Here is a 26370-nt window from a genome sequence, read left to right as displayed (position 1 = left end):
TTTATTGTATTGATAAACCTGACGGTTTTTCCTCTCCTGATACTGATGACAATAATCGGAATTATCGTTGCTCCTTTTGCTTTTATTTTTTTTAAACTTTTCGGAAACCTGGATACAGTAAAGATCATCAGATATTTTGTATGGATTTATGGAAAGGGGTGGCTCGCAATAATAAAACCCTTTACCGGTCTCACGACCTCTGGTTTCAAAAGGGGAGAAATCCCTACCCCGTGCATAATTGTACTTAATCACCTTTCCTTTTTTGATACCTTTTTTATGGGAGTCCTCCCATTCAGCAATGTATGTTTTGCCTTACGTTCATGGCCATTCAAGATGGCCTGGTACAGACCATTTATGAGGGCCGCACAATATCTTGATGTAGAAAGGCTGTCATATGATGAGACATTTACTGCATCCAGAAATCTCCTTGATAATGGCGGGGTTCTTTTACTTTTCCCAGAGGCCCACAGAAGCCGCGATGGCAGGATGGGTCGTTTTTATTCAGGGGCATTTAAGATATCCATTGCGACAAATTACCCGATAGTGCCTCTCTGCATTACCGGTACAGATGAGTTATTACCACCCGGAAGATGGTACCTGAAACCGGCAAAGGTCAAGATAAAGGCCCTTTCCCCTGTATATCCTGATGCCTTTACCGGTGAGAATGGCCATATTGAGATGCGTAAACATGTAAAAGCGCTTATTGCTAGTGAAGTTGAACGAATGAGGTAATTAGATATCAATGGATAGAGATACAAAATTACCAATGAGTACTGAGAGGCTTGTTCCGCACCGCCACCCCTTTCTTCTAGTAGATCGGTTGATTGAATTTTCCGGTGAATCCGGTGTTGTGGAGTCTTATTTATCTCATGATAATCTTTTTATTTCAGAAGATGGTCATCTGAAGGAGATAGCCATGATAGAGATACTTGCCCAGTCAGCCGCTGCGGTAAAAGGTTACAGCGATTTACAACAGGGTAAAGAGATCAGCATGGGTTTTCTGGTCGATATCAGGGGCTTTAACTTTATGAAATTATGCAATGAGGGTGACACCATACAAACCACAATAAAGATAACAAAGAGCTTTTCCGGTTTTTCATTAATAAATGGTACGCTGGTGTGTAGAGGAGAGGAGGTCGCTACAGGCTCCATTAAATTATGGGTGCCTGATGAAGGCCAAAAATAAATTTTATTATGATCGGGTCGCGGGTAAACCTCGACCCAGTCTGTTTTTCGCAGGGTGGCTTTCTTGCCCCATGATGTAGACAAGGCATGCCTTGTCTAAGAAAAATGATGCTACCTTGTTTCAAAATGAATGAGAAAAAATTATGCTTAAACACAGAATCATATTTATCACCATTCTTTTTCTTTTTGTTTCCTTCGCCTGGATTTCCGGTGGTGAACAGGGTATGTCATATGATGAAGTCAAAACAGAGGTAATACTTCTTCGTATCAAACAGGCATCTTCAAACATAGAATCGATGGAGGGCGAGTTTGTCCAGAAGAAGAGGCTTGAGATCCTCAAGGAGATGCCTGAATCATATGGCAAACTATACTATATGAGCCCTGACCGCCTTCGCTGGGAGATAACCGCTCCTGTGGTCATGGGTTTTATAATAAACGGGGAGCAGGGAAAAAAATGGCGGGGAAAGGATGGCAGGTCAATGAAGTTTGATTTGAGCAGGGAGCCTATAATTGCAGCGATATCAAACCAGGTGTTTTCATGGGCCAGAGGTGATTATGGGAGGTTAAAGGCAGGCTATAATATCTCTATAATAAGTGAAGAGCCAGTTGAGGTAAGGCTGAGGCCGCTTTCGCCTGTGGAGCAAAAATATATAGAATCAATAGACCTTGCCTTTTCTGAAGAGGAGAGTCATGTAACAAAAATAGAGATACATGACAAAAAGGGGGGCTCCACACTGATCAGTTTTTCCAATATGAAAATAAACCCCGGGCTTTCTGAGGAAATATTTTAAATGGGTCTCTTTGACATATTCGGCCAGATATATCTCTTTTTTTCAAAAAGACGCCCCGCCCTTTTTGTGATCTCAACCCTCATAATCCTGTTAAGCCTTTTTTATCTTACAAAAATAAGGCTTTCAGAGGATATTAAATCGCTCCTGCCTGACAGCAGAGAGGATTTTTTACTGGAGTTTAACCTTCTCCAGCAGACCCCCTTCATGCATAAAGTCATAATAAATTTAAGGGATAGGTCAGGAGCGGACAAGGAGGGGCTGACTGATGTAGCCGATGATCTGGCAGAGGCAATTGCTGCCTCCCAATATTTCACCAGTGTTACTTCCGGGCCTGTATCAGATCAGAATTTCGATATCTATGCGTTTATAGTTAAATCAATCCCAAACCTGGTAACCCGGGATGACCTTGAAGAGATAAGGGGATGGCTTACACCTGAATATGTACATGAAAAACTGCTGGAGAAATATACCGGCCTCTTTTCGCCTGAAGGCTCCATGATGATAGACGATATCAGGCTTGACCCCCTTGATATAAAAACACTTGTACTGAAAAAGCTTGCCTCCCTGAATATCATGCCTGAGGGAGCAATAAAAAACAACCGCTTTATAGACCCGTCAGGGAGCAATCTGATGCTCATAGCAGATACTGACGTGGATGTCACTGATACTCTAAACGCTGAGAGGATGCTGGCAGAGCTGGGAGCAATTAAACAAAAAACAGTGCCTGAAAAAATTGATATGCTTATCCTGAGCCCGCAAAGCTATACTGTCACAAATGCGAAGGCAATCAAGAAAGACCTCGTTGTTGTTCTTTCAATATCATCATTATCCATGATCATACTTTTCTTCCTGTTTTTAAAAAACTGGCGTGCGTTTTTTGTGCTTTTGATATCATTTTCTTCATTTGCCATTGCCCTTGCAGGGGTATCATTGATCTATGCGACCATATCGGCTATTACCATAGGGTTCGGCTCAGTGCTGCTTGGGCTCTCCGATGACCTCAGTCTGCATGTCTATTTTGCCCTGCGCAGGAATGGGGAGAGGCGTGAAACCGGCCGAATTATGTCAGAGGTCTCACGGCCTGTCCTGTACGGTGGTCTTATAATAATCTGTTCGCTCTCTCTGCTCCTCTTATCAGACCTGCCGGGCCAGCGGCAGCTTGGGCTGTTTTCCATTATCGGTGTTATTATTTCTCTTATCTTTACCCTCCTGTTATTGCCTCAGATGATGCAGGCAACCTCCTCATCAAAAGAAACCAGATCCGATAATGTAATTCTGATAAAAGGTAAAGCCAGCCGCCCCATGCTCTATATCACCCTGTGGATCATTATGCTTTTAGCCTGCCTGTGGTCAGGAAAAAGGATAGGGTTTGATGGTGATCTTAATAATCTCAATTACAGGTCTGATGAGCTTAAGGAGATTGAGGGGCACATTAAAAGGACATGGGGGGATTTTAACACCAGGGCAATGGTCTTTTCAGAGGGTGATGACCTTGAATCGGCCCTTATGGTTAATGAATCGTTATACAGTTACATTAAAGATGATTCTGGAAAAGATGCTGTTATAAGCATGGCGACTCTCCTGCCATCAATAGCAACACAGAGATCAAATATTGAGGCATGGAGATCATTCTGGAGTGAAAATAAAAACATGGTCAGGGCCATTCTTGATAATGAGGGCAGCTCAATCGGGTTTACTAATGATGCATTTGACCCTTTTATGATAAGCCTTGATGAATCACCGGAATTTATAACACCTGAGACTATAAGCAGGGCAGGGATATCAGCCCTGATAGATTACCTCATAATCCCTTACAGAGATAAAATCAGGATACTTACACTTGCCCCTGATAATGAAAGGACAAGGGAACTTTTAAAAGCGCCTGATTGTCCCGATGGTGTGAGATTTGTATCGCAGGGGTATATAGGAGAGATGATCAGGAAGACAGTCGGGCATGATTTTGTGCACTTTATAGTCGGCGCACTGATTGTCATTTTGGTATTATTGATCCCGCTTTTCAGGGATTTTAAAAAGGTGATACTTAGCATGGTGCCTGTTGTTACAGGCGTTATATTCATGTTTGGAATAATGGGGTTATTTGATATTGCATTCAATATCTTTAATGTGATTTCATCTATTCTGTTAATCGGTCTGGGCATTGATTATGGTATATTTATGGTATGCAGGTGTTCCGAGGATTATGAGCATGATACTGACACAGCGGTCCTTTTATCGGGCCTTACAACTGTAACAGGGTTTGGTGCATTAATATTTGCGAGCCACCCTGCTCTCTATTCTATCGGTATAACTGTACTACTGGGAATAGGGGCTGCAATACCCTCTGCCATATATGTTATCCCGGCCCTGTACCATTATTTTGACAAAGGGGGCAAAAAGGTAGTATCTCTCTGATACCCTGAGGTATGAATATGAAAAAGCTGATAGAGGCCATAAAAAAATCGTGTGCCGGACCTGCCCGGATCAACAGTCCATCGGAGATATCAAACTCCTACTGTTTTGATAATAATTTTTTAGGTTTTTCAGGGCACTTTCCGGGGTATCCTATCCTGCCCGCTGTGCTGCAACTGCTTCTCGCACAGCTTTGCATTGAAGAACAGAAGGGTTGTAAAATCAGGATAACATCAATAGAAAAGGCGAAGTTTCTATTCGAGATCAGGCCTGATGAACTGATATCAATCCAGTGTACTGATGCAGATACCGGCGACTCTCAAAGAAGTAAGGCAAAAATCATGTCGGAAGACAAAGTCCTTTCGACATTTAATCTATATTTTTACCCTGTAAAGGAGAATGGTAGTGTTAAAGCCCTATTTTAAGAGCCTTGCAGATGCGCCTCATCCCCTTGAATGCACAGTACAAAGGAAGGTAAGGTTTGAGGAGGTTGACCCACTTGGGATCGTCTGGCATGGCCGCTATCCCAGTTATTTTGAAGATGGAAGAGGGGCGCTGGGCGAAAAGTATGGTATGAGTTATCTTGAATTCTACAGTAATAATATCATTGCACCAATAAAGGCAATGCATATAGATTATCATAAACCACTTACATATCCTGACATCATAACCATTAAGGCCATATTACACTGGTCTGATGCTGCACGCCTGAATTATGAATATGTTATCATGGATAATAAAGGTGAGCTTATGACAACAGGCTATACAATCCAGGTGATGCTCGATCTCAATAAAAACCTTTATATGGTTTTGCCTCCCTTTTATGCGGAGTTTTGCCGTAAATGGAAGGAAGGTGAGTTGAAATAGCGGCTGTCTTAATAACTGATATCAATACGGTTACCCCATTTGGCGAGGGCATTGATCCTTTATGGGAGGGGCTGTTATCAGGAGAATGTGCTATAAAAGAGATAACCCGGTTTCCTGTAGATCGTTATTATGCCGGGATGGCGTCATGCATTAATGACCTTGATGCATCACCTTTAAGGTCTCTTATTTATCCCCTGATAGATAGAGTATTGAAAAATCCATGCATAATACCTCCTGACACCTTTCTTATTACAGCATCCACCAAGGCAGGCATAGATAAACTGAGCGGATCAAACAGGGGTAATAAAGATAAATATGCGGATTGCCTGCAACCCAGTGTAGGTGATTACATATCTAAAAGACTTTCACTTAAAGGTGAATCCCTTCACATCAGCGCTGCATGTGCATCATCTGCTGTTGCACTGGCAAAAGGTGCATCCATTATAGAAAGAGGCAGGGCTGATTCAGTATTGGTCTGCTGCTATGATCTTGTCACAGAATTTATCTTTTCCGGATTCTGCGCCCTGCAGGCCATGTCACCCACTGCCTGCAAACCCTTTGATAAAAAGAGAAAAGGAATGTCACTGGGTGAAGGGGCTGCAACACTCCTCATCATGAATGAAAAAAAGGCAAGAAAGTTCAATAAAAAACCAATTGGCATTCTTAAAGGCTGGGCTGTAACAAATGATGCAACACATATTACAAGACCGGATTCAGAGGGATATGGTCTTGCTATGGCAATAGAAAGGGCATTAAACAAGGCAGGTATTGATGCTGAATCTATATCTGCCATATGTGCCCATGGAACAGGAACATACCATAATGATGCAATGGAGATTGCTTCATATAAAAGGGTATTTGGAAAAAATAGAATACCCCTTTTCTCTGTTAAAGGTGCAATAGGACATACACTGGGTGCAGCAGGCGGTATTGAAGCTGCTATCTGTCTTAAATCCATCATGCATGGGATTATCCCTCCAACCACAGGGCTTTCAGACCCGGAGCATGATACAGAAGGTGTTATAAGTTCACGCCCTGTCAAGAGAGGGCTTACTCATATCCTTTCAACAAATTCAGGATTCAGCGGGGTAAATGCGGCCCTTATTATTGGTAAGGGGGAATATTAATAAGATGTACATTACCGGTATCGGATGGATAACCGCAGGGGGCAGTGGGAAAGGCAGGGGAGAAAATCCATTTGATTTCACAAATGGAGCTTTACCTGAAATAAAAGGAAATATGTTTCCTGAAAATCCGGCATTTAGAAAAGGACGTCTTGACAGATTTTCCATGCTCGGGCTTGAGGCAATTACCTTTGCTTTACATGATGCAGGTCTTGATGGATTTATAAAAAAAAATCAAAGTACAGGCATTGTTGCGTCAACAGTATATGGCTGTCTTGCTACTGATATTGAATATGATGAGACAGTTAACCATGAAAATGGCGGTCTTCCTGACCCGAATCTCTTTACTCATACGCTTTCAAACATATTTTTAGGTTATGCCGCCATGCTCTATAACCTGTCAGGGCCTAATTATATCATTTATGAAAAGACTAATTCAGGTTTATCAGCACTGGATGCAGCAATGGAATGTGTTATTGCAGGAGAATGTGATGCAATGCTGGCCGGGATATGCGACGTTGGCCCACCTGAGGGGTTCAAGTGTGATGACACATTCAGACCAGGGGCTATCTTTGTAATGATGGAAAAGGAGCCTAATAATAAAAAGTATTTTGGCAATCTTACAATAGATAAAAAAGGAAATATTTTATTAAATACAACCGTTATTAATGATATAGCTGAATGTGTAAGAGAATGCTTGAAGAATAATCATAAACAGTAGGGGCACCGCTCATCGTGCCTGTTCATTTTACAGAGGATACTTATGAATCTGACACTCATATACCCCAAATGGCCAAAACTGGATCGCCAGACAGAATTCCATCTTCCACCCCATGGACCAATTGTCTTTGCTGCGGAAGTACCGGAAGAAATTGATATAACCTTTATTGATGAAGCCTTTCAGGAGGTAGAATATAAATCAACAGATCTTGTGGCAATGTCTGTGATGCTTACATCCCAGCTCCCTCGCGCCTTTGAAATAGCTGAAAGGTATCGTGAAATGAATATCCCTGTCATATTTGGCGGAATAGCAACAATGCTTCACAGCAAAGAGGTTATGGAACATAGTGACTCTGTTTTTCTGGGTGAAGTGGAAGGACGTTTTGCCCCGATAATAGAGGATCTAAAAAATAATCGACTCAAAAAGGTCTATGATTATATGGATGACCCTCCTGATATCGGCCTTGTGGGGACTGCCCGAAGGGAGCTTCTGAATCCTGATTTTTATACATACCGCGGCGTAAAGATGCTCGACCTTGTCCATGCGTCAAGGGGCTGCAAGTTCAACTGTTTTCCATGCTGTGTGGGATTCCTGGGCGGGCGGGTAATGCGTCCGAGGCCTGTTGACAAGGTAATAGAAGAGATGAGTACGATACAGAACAACAGGCTTTTTATCGTGGATAATTCTCTTGCCCAGAACCGTGATTGGCTCAAGGAACTATTTACAGAAATGGCCCCCCTGAAAAAGACATGGGTATCTCATCCTATCATGGATGATGATGAGATACTAAGGCTGGCAAAGGATGCTGGGTGCTGGTATGTATATCAGGCCATTGTAAATACATCGGACGGCATCAGGAAACGAATCAGGCGCCTCAAGGACAATGGTATTGGAGTGGAGGGGACGATCCTTCTGGGCACGGATGATCAGACTGAGGATGATATCAAGCGTCTTATTGATTTTCTGATGGAGGAGGAGCTGGATATGGCTGAATTTACCATACTGACACCTTTTCCATGTTCCCCGGTTCGAGAGCAGTATCTTGAAGAAGGCCGGATATTCAACAATAACTGGCTTGACTATACCTGTGACAAGGTGGTTTTTCAGCCAAAAAAGATGTCTCCGGAAACCCTTTATAAAATGTACCACTATGCATGGGATACCTTCTATTACAATACAAGCCCCAGTCTCAAAATGAGCTTTCTTTTTCAAAAGGCTGTAAAGAGTGAGATGGAAAAGGGCACCTACAGGCAATATAACCCCAGAAAAAAACGTTCATTCGGGAAAGAGGCATCTAATGAGTAAGGTACTGATGATATCTTCCAATACCTTTTCCTATCCATACCCTGTTTATCCCCTTGGAATGGCGGTGGTATCTGGAGGGCTTTCAGGTAGAGGTCACAGCGTATGCCAGTTTGACTATTCGGTGCATGAAAATCCTGATGATAAATTAAAGCAGGTTATCAAAGAGTTTTCTCCTGAGTTTATCGGCCTTTCAATACGTAACATTGATGAGGTTGATTCCCTGGCTGGTGATCTGAAGGTCCTGAATATAGAAAGGCATATCATAAAGGTTATCAAAGGGGAGACCGGTGTCCCTGTAATTTCCGGAGGTTCTGCTTTTTCGATTATGCCTGAGGAGATACTTTCCCATATAAAGTCAGACTATGGCATTGTGGGGTCAGGTGAACAGCAGTTTGCGGACCTTATAGAAATCCTTGAAAAGGGTGATTCTTCCCCGCAGATTATTAAGGGCTGTCTGATTGAGGGGCAAAACGGCCAATCAGGCTCTCCACTATGGGGTAAAGAGCTGGTAGACTTTTATATGGGAAAGAGCGGGATGTTAAATCTTCAGACAAAGAGGGGGTGTCCCTACAACTGCTCCTACTGTGTATATCCAGCCCTGGAGGGAAAGAGATTCAAATATCGCGATCATGATGAAATAATCGATGATCTTGAAAGAGCAAAAAGGGTTTACAATGTGGATTCATTCTTCTTTACAGATTCAGTCTTTAATGACCCTGATGGTTTCTATATTGAACTTACAGAAAAAATAATCTCATCAGGTTTAAAGATACGCTGGGCAGGCTATTTCAGGCCAAAGGGGGTTGGCGAAAGAGAATTTAAAATTCTTAAACAGTCAGGGCTTTACGCCGTTGAAATCGGCTCAGATGCAGGGTGTGATGAGACACTGCGATGTATGGGTAAGGGGTTTACCTTCTCTGATGTATTTGATTTTTACAACGGATGCACCAAAGAGGGCATAGCCAGCGCCTATTTTTTTATCTTCGGCGGGCCAGGTGAAACAGATGCAACAGTAAAAGAGGGGCTGGCCAATATCAGGAGACTTGAAGAGGGGGTTATCTTTATCTACTCTGGCATAAGGGTTCTTCCCGGAACATCGTTATATAAGGTTGCCATTCAGGAAGGTGTGTTATCAGCGGATGACAAGCTGCTTGAGCCTGTATATTATTTTTCTCCGGAAGTAAATATCGATGAAATGAACATGCTGATAGAGCAGGAAGCCAAAAATAACAGGAGATTAATCTTTCCCCCTGAAAAGGGCAAACTCATGATTGATGCCATGCACGCATTCGGTTACAGGGGTTTGTTATGGGATGAGCTTCTTAAGGTAACCCGCAAATCTGAAAGACACAGGAAGAGGCGCTAAAAGATGGGTCATCCTGATAAGAATATCCTGTTTGTCCACCCCCTTGGCTATAAAAAGAGCGCAGCCAGAGAGGATGTGTCAAGGCTTGCCAATATTATGCCTCCATTAGGGCTGGCAAGTATATCGGCCTGGCTTGAGCAGCGCGGGACAGAAACCGCTATTATTGATTCTTATGCAAACCCTGACTCAGACCTGCTCATTCAGAGGTATCTGCATGAGAAGAGGCCTGCATATTTAGGGGTAAGCTGCACAACATCCAGTTTTCATGATGGTGTCAGGATAGCCTCTTTGGCAAAAAAGGTGCTGCCTGAAATAAAAGTAGTATTTGGCGGCCCCCATGTCTCGGCCTTAAAGGGGAAGATACTTGAAGGGTATCCTCTAATAGATTTCTCTGTTATTGGCGAGGGTGAGGTTACACTCTCGGAGCTGATAGAATCAGGCGGCGAGGATGCTGCTGACATTGAGGGGCTTGCATACAGGGATTCGGGAAATGAAATCCATGTCAATCCATACCGGACAAAACTCCTTGATCTTGATACGCTTCCATTTCCTGCATATTCAAAACTGGATGGGTATCCCGATGCCTACAAGCTACCTATCTTCAACTATCCGGTATCCCCAAACACAAGCTGTATTTCAAGCCGGGGCTGCCCTTATGCATGCAGTTACTGTGACAGGTCGGTGTTTCAAAGGAGCTTTCGATACAACTCGGCTGAATACCTCTATGAGCACCTGAGATATTTAAAAGAGAGGTTCAATATAAGGCACATAAATTTTTATGATGACCAGTTCACGTTTAACAGGAAAAGGGTAGAGGCCTTTGCAGGGCTGATGATTACAAGGCCCCTTAATATGACATTCAACTGTGCCGTGAGGGCCGAACATATTGACATGGAGCTGCTCCTTCTGATGAAAAGGGCCGGATGCTGGATGATAAGCCTCGGGATAGAATCAGGTGATGACAAACTGCTCTCCATGCATCGACAGAATGTTAATTCTGAACGGATGAGAGAAAAGATCCATATGATAAAAAAGGCCGGGATCAGGACAAAGGGGCTCTTTATGATAGGACTGCCCGGTGAAACAGTTGAGAGCATTAAAAGGAGTATAGCATTCTACAGGTCCCTGCCCATTGATGAGATAAACGTTGCAAAATTTACCCCCTTTCCAGGGACACCTTTGTATGAAAAAATTGCCCGTTCAGGTGGATTTACTGAAGAGTGGGAAAAAATGGACTGCATGCATTTTATGTATATACCTGAAGGGATGGATCTTCAAACCCTGGAAACCTATTTTATTAGGTTTTATAAGGCCCATTTTTCAAGATTAAGAACTATTCTGAGCTATATATCCATGATCTGGAAATCTCCTGAGAGCTGGAAACGATTTATCTTAAGCATGAGGAGATTTCTCCTCTTTGCTAAAAGCAATAAAAGATTTAATTGACAGAACTGTAACTATGACAGAGAGAACACAAATGAAGACAGCGGTTTTGATACCTGTCTACAATAACCCTGAAACCATAAGAGATGTTACAGCAAAGACCCTGATGTTTCACCCCCATGTTATTGTGGTGGATGATGGAAGCGATATTGAGGTTTCAGGATTATTATCTGGCCTTGATGCCTCAGTTGTGAATCTTCAGCGTAATATGGGCAAGGGGGCAGCAATTCTTAAGGGCGCTGCAACGGCCCGCAGCATGGGGTTTACACATATTATTACCATTGATGCAGATGGGCAGCATGACCCATCCGATATTCCGAAAATGTTATCCGCGATTGTAAAAAATCCGAATGCAATTATTGTTGGTAAACGCGATTTCGCTAATGCTGATGTTCCCCGCTCATCTGTTTTCGGCAGGGGGTTTTCAAATTTCTGGTTAAGGGTGCAGACAGGGAGATCTGTCGGAGACAGTCAGAGCGGGTTCAGGGCATACCCTCTCTCCGTGCTTAATGAACTGAAACTTAATGAAAAACACTATTCATTTGAGGTTGAGGTCCTGGTAAAGGCGATATGGGCAGGGGTAAGTGTAATTGATGTGGATATTAATGTCTATTATCCGCCGGGGGATAAAAGGGTTACACACTTTAAGGCCTTCATAGATAACCTGCGCATCAGCATACTGAACACCAAGCTTACCATGAGGTCTGTGCTTCCATGGCCCCATCGTAAGATTTATTTTGATGATGCAATAAAAAAGACCGTCTCAATCTGGCACCCTGTAAAGTCAATCAGGACAATGCTTACAGAAAATGCTACCCCTCACAAGATCGCCATTGCAGGTGCCATAGGGGTTTTTCTGGGTTCGCTTCCTCTCATTGCCTGTCATATAATAATTATCATTATGGTTACCTCTTTTTTAAGGCTTAACAAGGTGGTTGCGCTGACCTCAAGCCAGTTATGTATGCCCCCCTTTATGCCTGCCATATGTATTGAAACGGGATACTTTATGAGAAACTGGAGCTTTCTTACTGAAATATCTGTTGAGACCATCGGCTATCAGGCATTTGACAGGCTTTATGAGTGGCTGATCGGCTCACTTATTGTCGGCCCTGTTGCAGGTATAATAACAGGGCTTATCCTGTTTTTTATGGCCATTGTAATTAAGAAAGGTACAGATGGAATTGCACAGCAGTAAAAAAACAGATGAAGATAAAAGGATATGGACAAGCCGCAGTATTGGCTCCTACATTCAGCACCAGTTTTTTTATGCGCTGATAAAAATAGGCGGAAGAAGACTGGCCTATTTCTTTTTATATTTTATACTGGCATATTATGTCCTTATGAGACCATCGGTCAGACGCAGGTGTTATTCTTACCTTTCCCACAGGTTTCCGGGTGATTCTTCCTTAAAAAGAATAGTTCACTGTTATCGTCTCTACCTGAATTTCGGTATGGTGCTGATTGACCGTGCTATTATAGGTATACTTGGAAACGAAATGATGTCAGTTTCTTTTAAACAGAGGGAGAGCCTTAAAAATCTTGTCTCTGAAGGAAAAGGGGTAATATTCCTTATGGCCCATACAGGATGCTGGCAGGTCGCCCTCTCTGCCCTGGGCTACCTCAAAACACGTGTGAACATGGTCATACGCAGAGAAGAGGGCGATATTGACAGGCACTATTTTGAGCATCAGTCAAACGATACGCCTTTCAATATAATAGATCCTGAAGGGTACCTCGGTGGGACTATTGAGATGATAAATGCCCTGAAAAATGGTGAGATAGTCTCCATTATGGGTGATCGTATCTTTGGAAGCCTGAAAAACAGGGTGCCTGTTGATTTTCTTGGTGAAAAGGCCCTGTTCCCCTTCAGCGCATTCAAGGTTGCCTCGGCAACAGGCTCTCCCATAGCCATTCTGCTTACACATAAAGATGGTTCTAATCATTTTGTGCTTGATCTTGCAAAGGTGATACATGTGCCGGAAGGGCTGGGCAGGTCAGGGGAAGGATATATGCCCTATATAAGTGAATTTGTAAAATTTCTTGAAGGCTATACTGAGACCCATCCTTTTCAGTTCTTTAATTTCTATGATATGTGGATGCACTCTTCATAATCGTCCTGAAATTTTATATTTGCTTGATTTATTAAGCTAATCGGAATAGTTAATAAACTCAAAAATATCTGATATTAAAACTAACAGCGAGGAGTCAAACGAATGACAATTAATGTTGAAGAGCTGAAAAAGATAATTATAAAAGAACTTTTTCTTGAGGATATCACCCCGGGGGATATAGATGACAATGCCCCACTCTTCGGAGGGGGTTTGGGTCTTGATTCCCTTGATGCGGTTGAGCTGGTTGTAATCATTCAAAAACACTTTAATGTTGAAATAAAGGATATGGATGAGGGCCGGGTTGCATTTGAATCAATAAAATCACTTGCTTCATTTATTGAGGGACATACGAAATCATGAACCGCGGCGCACCTGTTGCAATATCTGGAGCAGGTTGTCTGAGCGCATCAGGAGAATCTCTGATGCAGAACATGAAAACTCTCTTTCAGGGTAAACGAAACCCTGACAGGCCAGAGGCATTTTCATCTTCCCATCCGGTTACCTATCCGGTTTTTGAAATCAGGTATCCATTACCCGGCATTAATGACGGGCAAAAAAAATCTCTCTCCAGGACAGCACAACTGGGGCTGGCAGCCGCTGCTGAGGCCATTAAGGATGCAGGGCTTGACCCTGATGCAATGAGTGGCCTGAGGGTAGGTGTATGCATGGGTACCACTGTAGGCAGCACAATGAATGATGAACAGTTTTACAGGGATTTTAAAAACATGCTTGAACCTGATATGTTCGCCATAAGCAGATATCTCAACAGTAATCCCTCTTCGGTAATATCAAAGGAGTATTCCCTTAAAGGGCCGTGCCAGACCATTGTAAACGCCTGTTCTTCCGGTACAGATGCTATTGGCATAGGTGCATCGTGGATAAGGAGTGGTATATGTGACATTGTTATCGCAGGGGGCGCTGATGAGCTTAGCCGGATCTCATACAACGGGTTTATATCCCTGATGATTACCGATCCTGATCCATGCAGGCCATTTGACAGAAACCGCAAGGGGCTTAACCTTGGTGAAGGGGCAGGGGTGGTGGTGCTTGAAAGCGAGTATTCACTTAAAAGACGCAATAAAAAAGCAAAGGCATTTGTCCTTGGCTATGGTTCTGCCAGCGACGGGTATCATCTTACTGCCCCCCATCCAGAGGGAAGGGGTTTGAAAAGGGCCATTGCAGATGCCTTTGTTGAGAGCGGAAAAAAGGCCGGTGATATAGGCTTTATAAATGCCCACGGGACAGCAACACCTGAAAATGACATGGCGGAGGCCAGGGTGCTAAAGGAGATCTTTAACGGCATACCTTTTCTCTCTACAAAGGGGTATACAGGACACACACTTGGTGCAGCAGGGGCAATTGAGGCAGTATATACAGTAGCCTCACTTGAGGCAGGCCGGATTCCTGCCAGCGCCGGTTTTTCAGAAATCGACCCTGAGGCAGGCATATCACCTGTAACTGAAAATATGGGAATAACTGGCAAAACAGCCCTGTCAGAATCACTGGCATTTGGCGGGCAGAATGCAGTACTGATCCTGAGCACAGAAGGGATATAGAATGAAGATATTTATCAATGGAACAGGTATTGCCGGGGGATTTGGTTGCGGTTCAAATGCGCTTTTGAATCGGCTGAGAACCGGTGCTACATGCGAGCCATCTTCACAGGATGGATATTATCCTGCCTTTTATGCTGATATTTCATCTCTTTACGATTTTGTTCCTAAAAAGGCATTACGCAGGATAGACCATTTTTCGCAGCTTGCCCTTACAGGGGCATATCTGGCGCTAAATGATGCAGGGCAGGATTCATTTGATAAAATGGCGACTGGTCTTATTTTATGCTCAGGATACGGTTCAGCCAAAACAACCTTCTCCTTTCTTGATTCCATTATTGATTCAGGTGATAACTGTGCCTCTCCCACGCTCTTTTCAAACTCTGTGCATAATGCTGCTGCCGGTCATATCTCCATGATGCTTGGAATTGAAGGCCCCTGCCTGACCATCAGCCAGTTTGAGATGTCTGTTTCTTCAGGACTTCTCAGCGCCATTCAATGGCTTTGTGAAGAGAGGGTAGGGCAGGTGCTTTTTGGAGCGGTTGATGAATATTTTGATGTTTTGGGTTACTGCTATAAGCGCTGGTATGGAAGTAATGGCAATATCTCCATGTCACCACTTGCAGCAGAGATTCAAAGCGCTGTGCCTGGTGAAGGAGCTGCATTTTTTCTGTTATCCCGTGATAAGTCAGCAAACTGTTACGGTGCTGTTACCTCTGTTAATACCGGTATCGTGAAAGATTTAAAAGACAATCTTTCAGAAGATAGTTTTTATATCCTGAATGCAGACGGGCATATTGAATGTGACAGATATTACTCTGAAATTATACCTGAGGGCTCTCTGGTCTCATGCTACACACCTTATTATGGATCTATTCCTGTTGGTTCTGCCTTTGATATGGTTATAGCAGTTATTTCATTAAGAGAAGGGAGGATATTTCCTGCCCCAGTTACAGTAAGACGCCCTGATAACTATCGATTTCAAGGACAAGACTGCACATTGAATCAAGAAAATATCTCCTGCGTAAAGACAGGAATAAAGGGTGAATTCAGTATTATAACCCTGTCACATACTGGTTGATTTAAAATTTTTGAATGCCCACTGTGAAAACAGGTTAACACAGGTATCAGTAAAAAGTATGGCAGGTTATATTAAAATTATCTGGTGGGTAATGGTTGTAAAAGATTGTTGATGCAGCATCTTGGAGGAGACATGAGCAGGATATGTAGATTGGTGATTACAATATTGTTTATATCATCCATAAGCTCAGGTGTGATATATGCCAGCGAAAAGGTGTCAGGATATCCCCCTGAACGATACGGAATGGGCATAACCGCAGGCAACAGTTATAACCTGTCCGGAGACATAGGTTATTATATGCTAACAGGATTCGTACTGTATGATTATGAGAGGGTCTGGAAACACAATGCCCCTGATGAGCTTATGTTTAAGGTGGAGGGAAACCTTGGCTGTGCTCACTATAAAAGGACGCGCGCTACCCTTTCTGCGAATATATTTGCACTGTACTACCTTGATTCATTTGAGGGTAAAACGTTTAAACCATATGTTGAAGGCGGTATTGGTATCATATATACAGATTTTCAGGTCCCGGGGCAGGGAATGAGGGTAAATTTCAATCCGCAGCTTGGTATTGGCGCTGAAATAAAAACCGGGTCAGAAAAGGCTTTTTATATGGCCTTGAGGCTCCATCATATATCAAACGGCGGCATTGATGATGAAAACAGGGGTATTAATTCAGTCATGGGTATGTTCGGGTTTTATTTTTAAGGCTTAGAGATTTTATTAAGTAAACATTTTTATAAGGAGGCTATTATGTTTAAAAAAATAGTTGGTGCAACAATTCTGGCGGCAGCACTTTTTATTAACCCTGTAACTTCTGAGGCCAAGAAGGATTATATCCTGGAAGGCCCGGTTTTCATGAAGGTAAACATCCATTATCAGAATAATGGAAAAGACAGTAAGGCAAGTTATGCAAATTATACCAACCCCGGCGCAGGGCATAGAATACTGGCTGTCAATACGCCAGTTCAGGTAAAGAGCTGGAAGAGGCAGGGTTTTATTATTGTTAATACGGAAACAAATGAAGAGATATTTTTTGAGTATCAAGAAGCCCGTATGCAGATGACTTCAGAGGAGTATCTCAATAAAATAACCTCACCCGCAAAGACGGATCTTTCAACTCTTTCTGAAAAGGATCAGAAGGGTATTAAAGAAGGTATTGCATCAAATGGTATGACAAAAACCGGGGTTATGATGGCGCTTGGATATCCAGCAACACACAGGACCCCTTCCATTGAAAGCAACACATGGGTATACTGGAGCAACCGTTTTAAAACTATTGCTGTAACATTTGATGATAAAGGCGTTGTAACAGCCATTCAGCAATAATCTAATGATAAAATGCCCTCAGGGTTAGTTATTGAACCCTGAGGGTATTTTAATTTACATTAGACTATATGAGAAAACATGAAGTTGCTGATTATATCCTCTCCTATTCCACATACACATACATGTTTTCTACTGTTGAATCAGGAATCACCCCTTTTCTACTGAAAAGTTCACTAATGGTTACAAACTCATAGCCCTCCTTAATGAGATAAGGTATCAGGGTATTTAGTGCAGCAGGTGTGGGGTGCGGTTTGGGCTGTACATCATGCAGCAGGATAATCACACCATCTCGTATACCGGGTTTAAGTTTATCCATTATTCGTTCAGTGGTATCACCTCCGCCATTAGGCCAGTCTCCTGCTGCCAGACCACTTGCGAAGGGGAGGTCAATTGCCTTATACATAACAGTGCTTGTTGAAAGGTTTGGCGGTCTGAAGAATACCGGTACCTTGCCAGTATATTTTTTTATGGCCTCTGTCGTATCGGTTATAGATTTTTTTATTTCATTAAAAGGCATCTTTGCCATGTCATCATATGACCATGAATGGTTCCCTGTCTCATGGCCTGCCTTCACCATGCGATCAATAACAGGTTTTGTAGAGGCATTCAGGTTCTGACCAACAACAAAAAATGTCGCTTTAACATTGTACTTATCAAGTTTATCCAGTACCAGTGATGTTAGTTCAGGGTCTGCGCTAGGCCCGTCATCAAAGGTGAGGGCGCATAGTTTATCCGGTTTATTACCTTGCATGTGAACACACGATTGGAGTACAAAAAATAACAGCATTAATGATGCAAGCATAATCATCCTGATCAATTTAATCTCCATTTGTTTAGTGAGGGATAGAATATCCTACCCAACATATACCTATGACCACCTTCGTCATTCCACGGCTTGACCGTGGAATCCAGTTGTTTTTTTAAAAAAGGTGTTTTCCCTATTTCAATAGGACATAAAAAAGGTTTTCAGCATTGTATGGGCAGGCCTGAGTGCCTGCCCGGTGATGAAGGTCCTCATTCCCAAATATCGGGCGGACACGCAGGTCCGCCCCTACAATTTACGCTTCAAAGGTTTAAACAGGTATTCAAGCCCGTTTACCTTTATCTCATATACACTTCGTAACATATCCCCAAGCTCGCCTTCAGGGAGCCCCTTGCCCATAAACCATACAACATAGGTCTCAGGAAGGTCAACAAGAGACCTTCCCTTATATTTACCGAAGGGCATCCTTGTCTCCACAAGTTTTAGAAGATACTGAGGATCAGGTCGAACATCATTGGCCATATCAGGTTTCTATCCTCTTGTAAGATGGCGGTATTTGATTCTGTGAGGATTAACAGCCGCCTCCCCAAGCCTTGCCTTTTTATCCTGTTCATACTCGGTGTAGTTGCCGTCAAACCATACTACCTTGCTGTCACCCTCAAATGCAAGTATATGTGTTGCAAGCCTGTCCAGAAACCATCTGTCATGGCTTATTATAATAGCGCTTCCGCCAAAGTTTTCTATGGCCTCTTCAAGCGCCCTCAGTGTATTAACATCAAGGTCATTTGTAGGTTCGTCAAGAAGAAGCACGTTACCGCCTTCCTTAAGCATTCGTGCAAGGTGAACGCGGTTTCTCTCGCCACCTGAAAGATTATTCACCTTTTTCTGCTGGTCACTCCCTGAAAAATTAAACCTTGCCACATATGCCCTGGAGTTTACCTCCCTGTCGCCAAGCTGAATGGTGTCATGTCCTTCAGATATAACCTCCCATATGTTTTTTTCCGGGGCAAGTGTATCCCTGGTCTGATCCACATATGAAAGCTTTACTGTCTCGCCTATCCTGAATTCACCTGATGTGACCTGCTCCTGACCGGTTATCATCCTGAACAGCGTGGTTTTTCCAGCCCCGTTTGGCCCTATTACACCCACAATGGCCCCTGATGGCACTGAAAAGGAGAGGTCATCAATAAGCAGGCTGTCTCCATATGCCTTGCTTATATTTTTTGCCTCTATCACCACATTGCCGAGTCTTGGTCCCGGCGGGATAAATATCTCAAGCTCTCTTTCTCTCTCCTTTGTCTCCTGATTAATCAGGCTGTCATAGGCTGTTATACGCGCCTTTGCCTTGGCGTGACGCCCTTTTGGAGACATTCTTATCCATTCAAGCTCCCTCTCAAGGGTTTTTCTTCTTTTGCTCTCTCCCTTTTCCTCAAGGGCAAGCCTTTTCTGTTTCTGTTCAAGCCATGATGAGTAGTTGCCCTTCCACGGTATGCCTTCACCCCTGTCAAGCTCAAGTATCCAGCCTGCCACGTTATCAAGGAAATACCTGTCATGGGTTACTGCTATTACTGTCCCCTCGTATCTCTGCAAGTGCTGCTCAAGCCATGCAACAGTCTCTGCATCGAGGTGGTTGGTAGGCTCATCAAGAAGCAGTATGTCAGGCTTTTTTAAAAGGAGCCTGCACAGGGCAACACGGCGTCTTTCACCACCGGAAAGCACCTTGACCGGCGTATCACCTTCAGGGCAGCGGAGGGCATCCATTGCCATCTCTAAGCGTGAGTCTATGTCCCAGGCATCAAGGGCATCTATCTTTTCCTGCACCTTACCCTGTCTTTCAATCAGGTCATTCATCTCATCATCAGACATGGGCTCTGCAAATTTTTCATTAATCCTATTAAACTCTTTTAAAAGGTCAACCGCCTCCTGAAGCCCCTCCTCAACAACCTCTCTTACTCTCTTTGAGTCATCAAGCAGGGGTTCCTGCTCAAGTAAACCAACGGTAAGTCCCGGAGATATGGTTGTTTCACCATTAAACTCCTTGTCTATACCTGCAAAGATCCTTAAGAGGCTGCTCTTGCCTGACCCATTAAGGCCCAGCACCCCTATCTTGGCCCCGTAAAAGTAGGAGATGGAGATATCCTTTAATACAGGTTTTTTATCGTAAAATTTACTTACCTTCATCATTGAATAGATGATCTTATTTGCTTCCTGGCTCATGTATATTTATTCCCTCCTTAAACATGAAATCATTTATTGTGATTGCTTAACCCGGTTTCTGTATTTATGCAGTTCTCCCTGCATGGATTTAATAATGGTTGTAAGTATTGCAACATCATCCAGAAGCCCCAAAAAGGGTATAAAATCAGGGATAAAGTCTGTCGGTATAATAAAATAGAGCAGCCCCCCTGCAATTATACCCATATTAACAGGGTGCAGCCTGTACTTGCCTTTATAGGAATCCCTTGTCATAAAATAGAGATCCTTTACATCATTCAGTATCTCTTTTATTGTACCTGATGACCTCCTGATTTTATCGCCAAAGATATCATCATTTACATACTGGCCAAACTCTTTACCCTTTGAATAACGCAGGATCCTGTCATAATGAACCCGCTGTCTTGTATCTGACAGAACATCATAGGCAGTATTAAGGGTCTTTGTCATCTCCTCAGCCTGATCCCTGCGGTGGGGGTTTTTGTCAGGGTGCCACTCCATGAGCTTTTGCCTGTATGCACGCTTTATCTCATCAGGCTCTGCTTTTTGATCTATTTCAAACAGTTCGTAATAATTCATATGTTTAACAGATTACAGTATTAATGTAACGATTCAGTTTTATGGAATATACTCAAAATAAAGATATTAAAATGGCTTATCTACCATATTTGAATTATTGAGTCATCTAATACCTGATTATGGTTAAAAAAATATTACCTGTGAGTTTCTCAATTAGAGGTGAAAAGCTTTATCCAGAATTTATCGCTTTCTAAAGATATATAATTTAATTTTTTATTGTTTTAATGTGAAAATATTATATAGTTACTAACGACCTTTTGAATTGACTTAAAATCAGGATTTTATAAATGGATTCTTTTGTATCAGAGTGGGAAAAAACTTATCCGGAAAAGTTTGTTTCCAAGGATGAAATCTTTAAGGATATAGGCAGGGGAGATAAAATATTTGTAAGCACCGGTTGCGGTGAACCTGTGTTTCTGGTAAATGAGCTTGTAAGATATGTTGAATCGCATCCAAAGGCATTTGCGGATGCAGAATTGTTCCAGGTGTGGACCCTCGGTGTAAATGTATATACTGAAGAGAAATTCAATTACAATTTCAGGCATAACTCCTTTTTTATAAGCGATAAATCAAGGGACTCTATAAATAAAGGGCTTGCGGATTATACCCCGATTTTTCTTTCACGTGTACCAGATCTGATACATAAAAAGTATATCAGGTTTGATGTTACACTTATCCAGACCTCTCTCCCTGACAGGAATGGAAATGTGAGCCTGGGTATAAGCGTTGATATCTGTAAGGCAGCCGTAGAAAATTCCAGTCTCATAATCGCCCAGATGAATGCAAACATGCCGCGTGTGCACGGAAATACATTCGTTAATTTAAAGGATATGCATTATGTTATCAGGTATGATGAACCCCTGCTCGAATATAAACCGGTAGTGCCGGGCGACATAGCAAGGCAGGCCGGAAAGTATGTATCAAAAATAGTGAATGATGGTGACACGATCCAGATCGGTTATGGAAGCCTTCCTAATGCGATTCTTGAGAATCTGAAGGATAAGAAAAACTTAGGAATACACACAGAACTCCTTACAGATGCGGTTGTTGAGCTGATCAAGCTTGGTGTAATTAACAATTCTAAAAAAACAATAGACAGAGGCCGCACGGTCGCCTCTTTCTGTATGGGTACACAGAAGACCTACCAGTACATTGATGACAACCCTGAAATGGATTTCAGGACAATAGATTATACAAATAACCCTCTGGTTATATCACGCATACATAACATGACTGCTATTAATTCTGCCTTGCAGATTGATCTTACAGGGCAGGCCAGTGTTGAATCTGTAGGAGGCAAGTTTTATAGCGGGATAGGCGGCAGCGCTGATTTCATGCGCGGTGCATTGCTCGCCCCTGGTGGTAAAACAATCCTTGCAATCGAATCAACAGCCAGGAATGGAGAGGTCTCACGTATTGTGCCGCATCTTGAGACCGGGACCGGTGTCACGATGAACAGGGGAGATATCTTTTACGTGGTTACAGAATACGGCATAGCCTACCTGCATGGCAAAAATATCCGTGAACGTGCAATGGACCTCATAGCAATAGCTCACCCAAAGTACAGGGAATGGCTTATAAAAGAGGCCAAAAGACTGAATATAATCTACAAAGACCAGGCATTTATCCCAGGTAAAAGCGCGGAATACCCGGAATACCTGGAGGAATACAAGACAATAAAGGGGGGTATTCAGCTGCTTTTCAGGCCTGTCAGGATTAATGATGAGAGCCTGGTCAAGGATTTTTTCTATTCTCTTTCGAATCAGAGCCTGCAGAGAAGGTTTATGTCCTTCAGGATGGATGTGCCTCATTCCATCAGGCAGGATTTTGTAGTAATAGATTATACCAAAGAGCTGGTAATACTTGCTGTAATTAAGGATAAAGAGAATGAGATAGTTGTGGGTATGGGGCAGATATCTAAAGATGAAAATACACTTTTTGCTGAAGTGGCATTTGCAGTAAGAGATGACTATCAGAACATGGGGATAGGCACAGCGCTTCTGTCCTATCTTACCATTATCGCAAAAAAGGAAGGGCTTCATGGATTCATGGCCGAGGTCCTTCTTGAGAATCAACCCATGCTTCGCGTATTTAACAAAATGGGATTTGATATTCACCGGAAACTTGAAGAGGGGGCATACAGGCTTATAATGAGATTTGGAGAGCAAAATAATGGGTAATGAAAACAAACACGATATAAAATACCTGTTCGAACCTGGGAGCATTGCTGTCATAGGTGCATCACAGGATAAGAAAAAGATAGGTTACAGCGTTTTTAATAATATTATTTCCGGCGGGTACAAGGGCAGGGTTTATCCAGTAAGCCCAAAGGGAGGCACTATTGACGGCCATCAGGTATACACAGATATCCTTGACATAAAAGAAGAGGTGGACTGTGCATCGATCGTGATCCCCGCAAATCTTGTAGTAAATGCGATTAAAAAATGCGCTGAAAAAAAGGTGAAATATGTACAGATAATTTCTTCAGGTTTTTCCGAGATAGGAAATGACAGGGAGGAAAAGGAGATATCTGAGATTGCGAAAAAGGTCGGTATGAGAGTGGTAGGGCCTAACATGTTCGGGCTATACTCCTCTTCTGTATCCCTTAACTGTACCTTTTCTGCAAGCAGTATAATCCCCGGTCATGTTTCGATTCTTACGCAGAGCGGAGCGCTCGGGATCGCCATGATCGGTAAAACAGCGGTTTCCGGGATCGGTCTTTCATCTATTATTTCAATAGGCAATAAATGCGATGTGGATGAGTCAGACCTGCTTGAGTATATAATTGACCATGATGACACAAAGGTAATCCTGATATACATGGAGGGTGTCAAAAAAGGAGAGAGGCTTATCAGCAGCCTGAGAAGAGCAGTTATCAAAAAACCGGTAATTGTTATAAAATCAGGAAGATCTGAAAGAGGGGCACGTGCGGCTGCATCTCATACCGGTTCCCTTGCCGGATCAGATGAAATATTTGACGCCATAATGAAGCAGTGCGGAGTGGTTCGTGCTGAAAGCGTTGAGGAGGCCTTTAACTGGTGTAAGTTTTTTTCATCAAGCCCAGCGCCCAGAGGGTATAACAGTGTAATCGTTACAAACGGCGGAGGAATAGGGGTTCTTGCAACAGACGCGTGTGAAAAATACGGGGTTGATCTTTGTGATGATCAGCCGCTTTTACAAAAGATTTTTGAACCGGTAACCCCCTCATTCGGCTCTACAAAAAACCCGGTTGATATCACGGGAGGCGCAGCTGCAGTAGATTATGAGTCAGCCCTTACCGCATCGGCAGAATCAAAAGAGATAGACTCAACAATTGCCCTCTACTGCGAAACAGCGACATTCGATTCTGCAAATCTTGAGAGTATGCTTGTTTCAACACACTCAAAGCATATGAAGGCTGGTAAGCCTGTAACATATGCCCTTGTCGGCGGTGATCAGGTGGAATCCACTATCGCATCTCTTAAGACTACAAGCATTCCTCTGTTCAATGAGGTGCAGCAGGCGGTTTCATGTATCGGGGCATATAATCAGTACTATAAATACCTGGACCAGATTTCCCTTGCATCAGAAGAATATGAAATCAACACAGATGCCATAAACAGGATAATTGACAATGCCCTGAAGAACAACAGGTCTTTCCTTCTGGCAAATGAAGGGGCAGCCGTTATGGAGGCAGCCGATATCCGAATACCCTTAAGTAAAATTGCCAGGAACATTAATGAAGCTGTACAATTTGCTGAAGAGATAGGTTACCCGGTTGTTATGAAGGTTGTCTCAAAGGATATCCTTCATAAAAGCGATGTAGGCGGGGTAATACTTAACCTTGAGAACAGGAAAGAGGTTATTAATGCCTACGAAGCTATAGTGCATAAATGCAAGGCATATAACCCCAATGCTGTTATTGAAGGCATTGAAGTATGTGAAATGGTGAAGAAGGGGACTGAGCTTATAATAGGGGCCAGAAGAGATCCTTCATTCGGCCCTGTTATTATGTGCGGGCTAGGAGGAATATATGTTGAGGTAATGAAGGATGTATCCTTCAGGACAATGCCCATGAATCGCGGCATTGCCCTCTCTATGCTTGAAGATATCAGGTCATACCCGCTGCTTTTAGGCGCACGGGGTGAAGAAAAGAAGGATATCGATTCTGTGATCGATACAATTATAAAAATAAGCTCTATTATTAAAAAATGTGACAGAATAACTGATATAGAAATTAATCCGGTTGTAGTTTATACAGATAAAAGCGGACTAAAAGCTGTAGACGCAAGGATCTTGATTGCAAAACCAAAGGAGGAGAACAGATGAAAAAGATAGTGATATCTTCAATGAGAGACGGAGCCGGAAAAACGAGCATTATTGCCGGTATTATTTCTTTGATAAAGGATAAAAAGTTTGCATATATCAAACCTCTTGGTGACAGGCTCATCTATCGCAGGAAAAAAAGCTGGGATTATGATGCCAGCCTTATTGTAAAACTTTTGGGGCGCGAAGGGGAGCTGGAGTCCCGGTTTGAAAAGATAACCCTGGGTTTTGACCAGTCAAAAATAAGATATATGTATGATGAAGAGGGCATTAAAAAGGCGCTTTTTGATATGGTAAAAGAGATTGGCACCGGCAATGATATCCTTTTTTCAGAAGGAGGCAGGGATCTCTTTTTCGGGGCATGGGAGAATCTCGATTCCATCTCAGTAGCAAAATATCTGGATGCAAAACTTGTAATGGTATTAAGCGGCAACAGGGATACTATACTTGATGATATAAAGTTCATAGATAAGTATCTGGATGTAAAAGGCGAGAATTTCGGCGGAATAATAATAAATAAGGTACATGAAATAGATGAGTTTGAAGAAATATTTGTGCCTGAGATTAAAAAAATGGGTATAGAGATACTGGGGCTTATTCCATACAAAGAGCAACTGACCTATTTCACTGTCGATTTTCTTGCTGAAAAATTACTGGCAAAGGTGCTTGCCGGTGAAGAGAATTTAAAAAATATAGTTAAAAATTTTATAGTCGGAGCTATGTCAACAAGCGAACCTCATAAAAATCCCCTTTTTACGCTGCCTTCACTGAACAGGGAAGATCAGCTCGTGATCACAGGGGGGGACAGGAGTGACATGATCCTTGCAGCTCTGGAGCGTGATACGGCCTGTATTATAATTACTAATGACATTATGCCACCACAGCATGTCATTTCAAAGGTCATGGAGCGTAAAGTGCCATTGTTGCTTGTCTCTATGGATACATTCCAGACAGTAAAGAAGGTGGATGATATGGAGGCGCTTCTTACAAAGGATAATGATGTGAAACTGAATTTACTGGCTCATCTAATCGAAAAACATACGCGAATCAATGATTTGTTGGATTAATTGTCCCGCAGATGCGATATCTTTTTCATAACTGATATCGCATCTTTTTCTCTCATACCATTAAAAATCTGCATTATGAGCCAATTGTTAGAATTGTGTTAGGTTTCTGTTTAGGGTTGACTGAAACACCCGGTTAAAATAGTATTCACAAATTGTT

At 42.6% G+C, this 26370-nt stretch carries 25 protein-coding genes; 21 read left to right on the top strand and 4 right to left on the bottom strand.

Annotated elements, in window-relative coordinates; all coding sequences use genetic code 11:
- From GX654_18765 to GX654_18680, 18 genes are all read left to right on the top strand, one after another.
- A partial coding sequence (locus GX654_18765; protein NLD38906.1) for a 1-acyl-sn-glycerol-3-phosphate acyltransferase occupies window positions 1–732 on the top strand: 732 nt, incomplete at its 5' end.
- Between the two features lie 10 nt (window positions 733–742).
- On the top strand, window positions 743–1186 hold the full coding sequence (locus GX654_18760; GenBank protein NLD38905.1) for a hypothetical protein: 444 nt from the start codon (window positions 743–745) through the stop codon (window positions 1184–1186).
- Between the two features lie 142 nt (window positions 1187–1328).
- The gene (locus tag GX654_18755) at window positions 1329–1976 is read left to right on the top strand and encodes an outer membrane lipoprotein carrier protein LolA (GenBank protein ID NLD38904.1); all 648 of its coding nucleotides are present in this window, start codon (window positions 1329–1331) and stop codon (window positions 1974–1976) included.
- The gene (locus tag GX654_18750) at window positions 1977–4388 is read left to right on the top strand and encodes an MMPL family transporter (protein NLD38903.1); all 2412 of its coding nucleotides are present in this window, start codon (window positions 1977–1979) and stop codon (window positions 4386–4388) included.
- Window positions 4389–4405: 17 nt separating this feature from the next.
- Window positions 4406–4810, top strand: coding sequence for a hypothetical protein (locus GX654_18745; GenBank protein NLD38902.1), 405 nt, complete (start codon window positions 4406–4408; stop codon window positions 4808–4810).
- Window positions 4785–5252: an acyl-CoA thioesterase gene (locus tag GX654_18740; protein NLD38901.1), complete on the top strand. Its 468-nt coding sequence runs from the start codon at window positions 4785–4787 to the stop codon at window positions 5250–5252. The genes GX654_18745 and GX654_18740 overlap by 26 nt, the downstream gene beginning before the upstream one ends.
- A 137-nt stretch (window positions 5253–5389) precedes the next feature.
- Window positions 5390–6379, top strand: a complete 990-nt coding sequence (locus GX654_18735) for a beta-ketoacyl-[acyl-carrier-protein] synthase family protein (GenBank protein ID NLD38900.1) — start codon at window positions 5390–5392, stop codon at window positions 6377–6379.
- A 4-nt stretch (window positions 6380–6383) separates the two neighbouring features.
- The gene (locus tag GX654_18730) at window positions 6384–7097 is read left to right on the top strand and encodes a hypothetical protein (GenBank protein NLD38899.1); all 714 of its coding nucleotides are present in this window, start codon (window positions 6384–6386) and stop codon (window positions 7095–7097) included.
- A 42-nt stretch (window positions 7098–7139) separates the two neighbouring features.
- Window positions 7140–8402: a radical SAM protein gene (locus GX654_18725; protein NLD38898.1), complete on the top strand. Its 1263-nt coding sequence runs from the start codon at window positions 7140–7142 to the stop codon at window positions 8400–8402.
- Complete coding sequence (locus GX654_18720) at window positions 8395–9768, top strand: radical SAM protein (protein ID NLD38897.1); 1374 nt, start codon at window positions 8395–8397, stop codon at window positions 9766–9768. The genes GX654_18725 and GX654_18720 overlap by 8 nt, the downstream gene beginning before the upstream one ends.
- Window positions 9769–9771: 3 nt before the next feature.
- Entirely contained in the window at window positions 9772–11214 is a 1443-nt protein-coding gene (locus GX654_18715; protein NLD38896.1) for a radical SAM protein, read from the top strand.
- 13 nt (window positions 11215–11227) lie between these two features.
- The gene (locus GX654_18710; GenBank protein NLD38895.1) at window positions 11228–12406 is read left to right on the top strand and encodes a DUF2062 domain-containing protein; all 1179 of its coding nucleotides are present in this window, start codon (window positions 11228–11230) and stop codon (window positions 12404–12406) included.
- Complete coding sequence (locus tag GX654_18705; GenBank protein ID NLD38894.1) at window positions 12387–13322, top strand: lysophospholipid acyltransferase family protein; 936 nt, start codon at window positions 12387–12389, stop codon at window positions 13320–13322. Before GX654_18710 ends, GX654_18705 begins: the two co-directional genes overlap by 20 nt.
- 102 nt (window positions 13323–13424) lie before the next feature.
- Complete coding sequence (locus GX654_18700) at window positions 13425–13682, top strand: acyl carrier protein (GenBank protein NLD38893.1); 258 nt, start codon at window positions 13425–13427, stop codon at window positions 13680–13682.
- Entirely contained in the window at window positions 13679–14878 is a 1200-nt protein-coding gene (locus GX654_18695; protein ID NLD38892.1) for a beta-ketoacyl-[acyl-carrier-protein] synthase family protein, read from the top strand. The genes GX654_18700 and GX654_18695 overlap by 4 nt, the downstream gene beginning before the upstream one ends.
- A 1-nt stretch (window position 14879) precedes the next feature.
- The gene (locus GX654_18690; protein NLD38891.1) at window positions 14880–15956 is read left to right on the top strand and encodes a beta-ketoacyl synthase; all 1077 of its coding nucleotides are present in this window, start codon (window positions 14880–14882) and stop codon (window positions 15954–15956) included.
- Between the two features lie 132 nt (window positions 15957–16088).
- Window positions 16089–16664 carry an acyloxyacyl hydrolase gene (locus tag GX654_18685; protein NLD38890.1) on the top strand — a complete coding sequence of 192 codons (576 nt, stop codon included), beginning with the start codon at window positions 16089–16091 and terminating at the stop codon, window positions 16662–16664.
- A 45-nt stretch (window positions 16665–16709) separates the two neighbouring features.
- Window positions 16710–17285 carry an outer membrane protein assembly factor BamE gene (locus GX654_18680; protein NLD38889.1) on the top strand — a complete coding sequence of 192 codons (576 nt, stop codon included), beginning with the start codon at window positions 16710–16712 and terminating at the stop codon, window positions 17283–17285.
- Between the two features lie 103 nt (window positions 17286–17388).
- On the opposite strand, the gene GX654_18675 is transcribed toward GX654_18680, so the two are convergent.
- From GX654_18675 to GX654_18660, 4 genes are all read right to left on the bottom strand, one after another.
- Complete coding sequence (locus GX654_18675; GenBank protein ID NLD38888.1) at window positions 17389–18114, bottom strand: polysaccharide deacetylase family protein; 726 nt, start codon at window positions 18112–18114, stop codon at window positions 17389–17391.
- Window positions 18115–18336: 222 nt separating this feature from the next.
- On the bottom strand, window positions 18337–18570 hold the full coding sequence (locus GX654_18670) for a DUF3820 family protein (protein ID NLD38887.1): 234 nt from the start codon (window positions 18568–18570) through the stop codon (window positions 18337–18339).
- Between the two features lie 9 nt (window positions 18571–18579).
- Window positions 18580–20265 carry an energy-dependent translational throttle protein EttA gene (ettA, locus tag GX654_18665; GenBank protein NLD38886.1) on the bottom strand — a complete coding sequence of 562 codons (1686 nt, stop codon included), beginning with the start codon at window positions 20263–20265 and terminating at the stop codon, window positions 18580–18582.
- A 33-nt stretch (window positions 20266–20298) separates the two neighbouring features.
- Window positions 20299–20841, bottom strand: a complete 543-nt coding sequence (locus GX654_18660; GenBank protein NLD38885.1) for a DnaJ domain-containing protein — start codon at window positions 20839–20841, stop codon at window positions 20299–20301.
- A gap of 287 nt (window positions 20842–21128) precedes the next feature.
- On the opposite strand from GX654_18660, the gene GX654_18655 reads away from it, so the two are divergent.
- Genes GX654_18655 through GX654_18645 form a run of 3 tightly spaced genes read left to right on the top strand, consistent with a single transcriptional unit; the run spans window position 21129 to window position 26213 of the window.
- The gene (locus tag GX654_18655; protein NLD38884.1) at window positions 21129–23021 is read left to right on the top strand and encodes a GNAT family N-acetyltransferase; all 1893 of its coding nucleotides are present in this window, start codon (window positions 21129–21131) and stop codon (window positions 23019–23021) included.
- On the top strand, window positions 23014–25149 hold the full coding sequence (locus GX654_18650) for an acetate--CoA ligase family protein (protein NLD38883.1): 2136 nt from the start codon (window positions 23014–23016) through the stop codon (window positions 25147–25149). Before GX654_18655 ends, GX654_18650 begins: the two co-directional genes overlap by 8 nt.
- Window positions 25146–26213 (top strand): phosphotransacetylase family protein, encoded by a 1068-nt coding sequence (locus GX654_18645; GenBank protein ID NLD38882.1) that lies wholly within the window; start codon window positions 25146–25148, stop codon window positions 26211–26213. Before GX654_18650 ends, GX654_18645 begins: the two co-directional genes overlap by 4 nt.
- Window positions 26214–26370: the final 157 nt, after the last annotated feature.

Origin of the sequence: Desulfatiglans sp. (assembly GCA_012513605.1) — a bacterium.
GTDB lineage: Bacteria > Desulfobacterota > DSM-4660 > Desulfatiglandales > HGW-15 > JAAZBV01.
Note: the sequence above shows the minus strand (reverse complement) of the source record. Positions and strands in the feature narration are given on the sequence as shown.

Excerpts from the sequence above, each read along its gene's own strand:
- GX654_18760 (NLD38905.1), top strand. The coding sequence starts at position 743 with ATGGATAGAGATACAAAATTACCAATGAGTACTGAGAGGCTTGTTCCG.
- GX654_18755 (NLD38904.1), top strand. The coding sequence starts at position 1,329 with ATGCTTAAACACAGAATCATATTTATCACCATTCTTTTTCTTTTTGTT.
- GX654_18750 (NLD38903.1), top strand. The coding sequence starts at position 1,977 with ATGGGTCTCTTTGACATATTCGGCCAGATATATCTCTTTTTTTCAAAA.
- GX654_18745 (NLD38902.1), top strand. The coding sequence starts at position 4,406 with ATGAAAAAGCTGATAGAGGCCATAAAAAAATCGTGTGCCGGACCTGCC.
- GX654_18740 (NLD38901.1), top strand. The coding sequence starts at position 4,785 with ATGGTAGTGTTAAAGCCCTATTTTAAGAGCCTTGCAGATGCGCCTCAT.
- GX654_18735 (NLD38900.1), top strand. The coding sequence starts at position 5,390 with ATGGCGTCATGCATTAATGACCTTGATGCATCACCTTTAAGGTCTCTT.
- GX654_18730 (NLD38899.1), top strand. The coding sequence starts at position 6,384 with ATGTACATTACCGGTATCGGATGGATAACCGCAGGGGGCAGTGGGAAA.
- GX654_18725 (NLD38898.1), top strand. The coding sequence starts at position 7,140 with ATGAATCTGACACTCATATACCCCAAATGGCCAAAACTGGATCGCCAG.
- GX654_18720 (NLD38897.1), top strand. The coding sequence starts at position 8,395 with ATGAGTAAGGTACTGATGATATCTTCCAATACCTTTTCCTATCCATAC.
- GX654_18715 (NLD38896.1), top strand. The coding sequence starts at position 9,772 with ATGGGTCATCCTGATAAGAATATCCTGTTTGTCCACCCCCTTGGCTAT.
- GX654_18710 (NLD38895.1), top strand. The coding sequence starts at position 11,228 with ATGACAGAGAGAACACAAATGAAGACAGCGGTTTTGATACCTGTCTAC.
- GX654_18705 (NLD38894.1), top strand. The coding sequence starts at position 12,387 with ATGGAATTGCACAGCAGTAAAAAAACAGATGAAGATAAAAGGATATGG.
- GX654_18700 (NLD38893.1), top strand. The coding sequence starts at position 13,425 with ATGACAATTAATGTTGAAGAGCTGAAAAAGATAATTATAAAAGAACTT.
- GX654_18695 (NLD38892.1), top strand. The coding sequence starts at position 13,679 with ATGAACCGCGGCGCACCTGTTGCAATATCTGGAGCAGGTTGTCTGAGC.
- GX654_18690 (NLD38891.1), top strand. The coding sequence starts at position 14,880 with ATGAAGATATTTATCAATGGAACAGGTATTGCCGGGGGATTTGGTTGC.
- GX654_18685 (NLD38890.1), top strand. The coding sequence starts at position 16,089 with ATGAGCAGGATATGTAGATTGGTGATTACAATATTGTTTATATCATCC.
- GX654_18680 (NLD38889.1), top strand. The coding sequence starts at position 16,710 with ATGTTTAAAAAAATAGTTGGTGCAACAATTCTGGCGGCAGCACTTTTT.
- GX654_18675 (NLD38888.1), bottom strand. The coding sequence starts at position 18,114 with ATGGAGATTAAATTGATCAGGATGATTATGCTTGCATCATTAATGCTG.
- GX654_18670 (NLD38887.1), bottom strand. The coding sequence starts at position 18,570 with ATGGCCAATGATGTTCGACCTGATCCTCAGTATCTTCTAAAACTTGTG.
- ettA (NLD38886.1), bottom strand. The coding sequence starts at position 20,265 with ATGAGCCAGGAAGCAAATAAGATCATCTATTCAATGATGAAGGTAAGT.
- GX654_18660 (NLD38885.1), bottom strand. The coding sequence starts at position 20,841 with ATGAATTATTACGAACTGTTTGAAATAGATCAAAAAGCAGAGCCTGAT.
- GX654_18655 (NLD38884.1), top strand. The coding sequence starts at position 21,129 with ATGGATTCTTTTGTATCAGAGTGGGAAAAAACTTATCCGGAAAAGTTT.
- GX654_18650 (NLD38883.1), top strand. The coding sequence starts at position 23,014 with ATGGGTAATGAAAACAAACACGATATAAAATACCTGTTCGAACCTGGG.
- GX654_18645 (NLD38882.1), top strand. The coding sequence starts at position 25,146 with ATGAAAAAGATAGTGATATCTTCAATGAGAGACGGAGCCGGAAAAACG.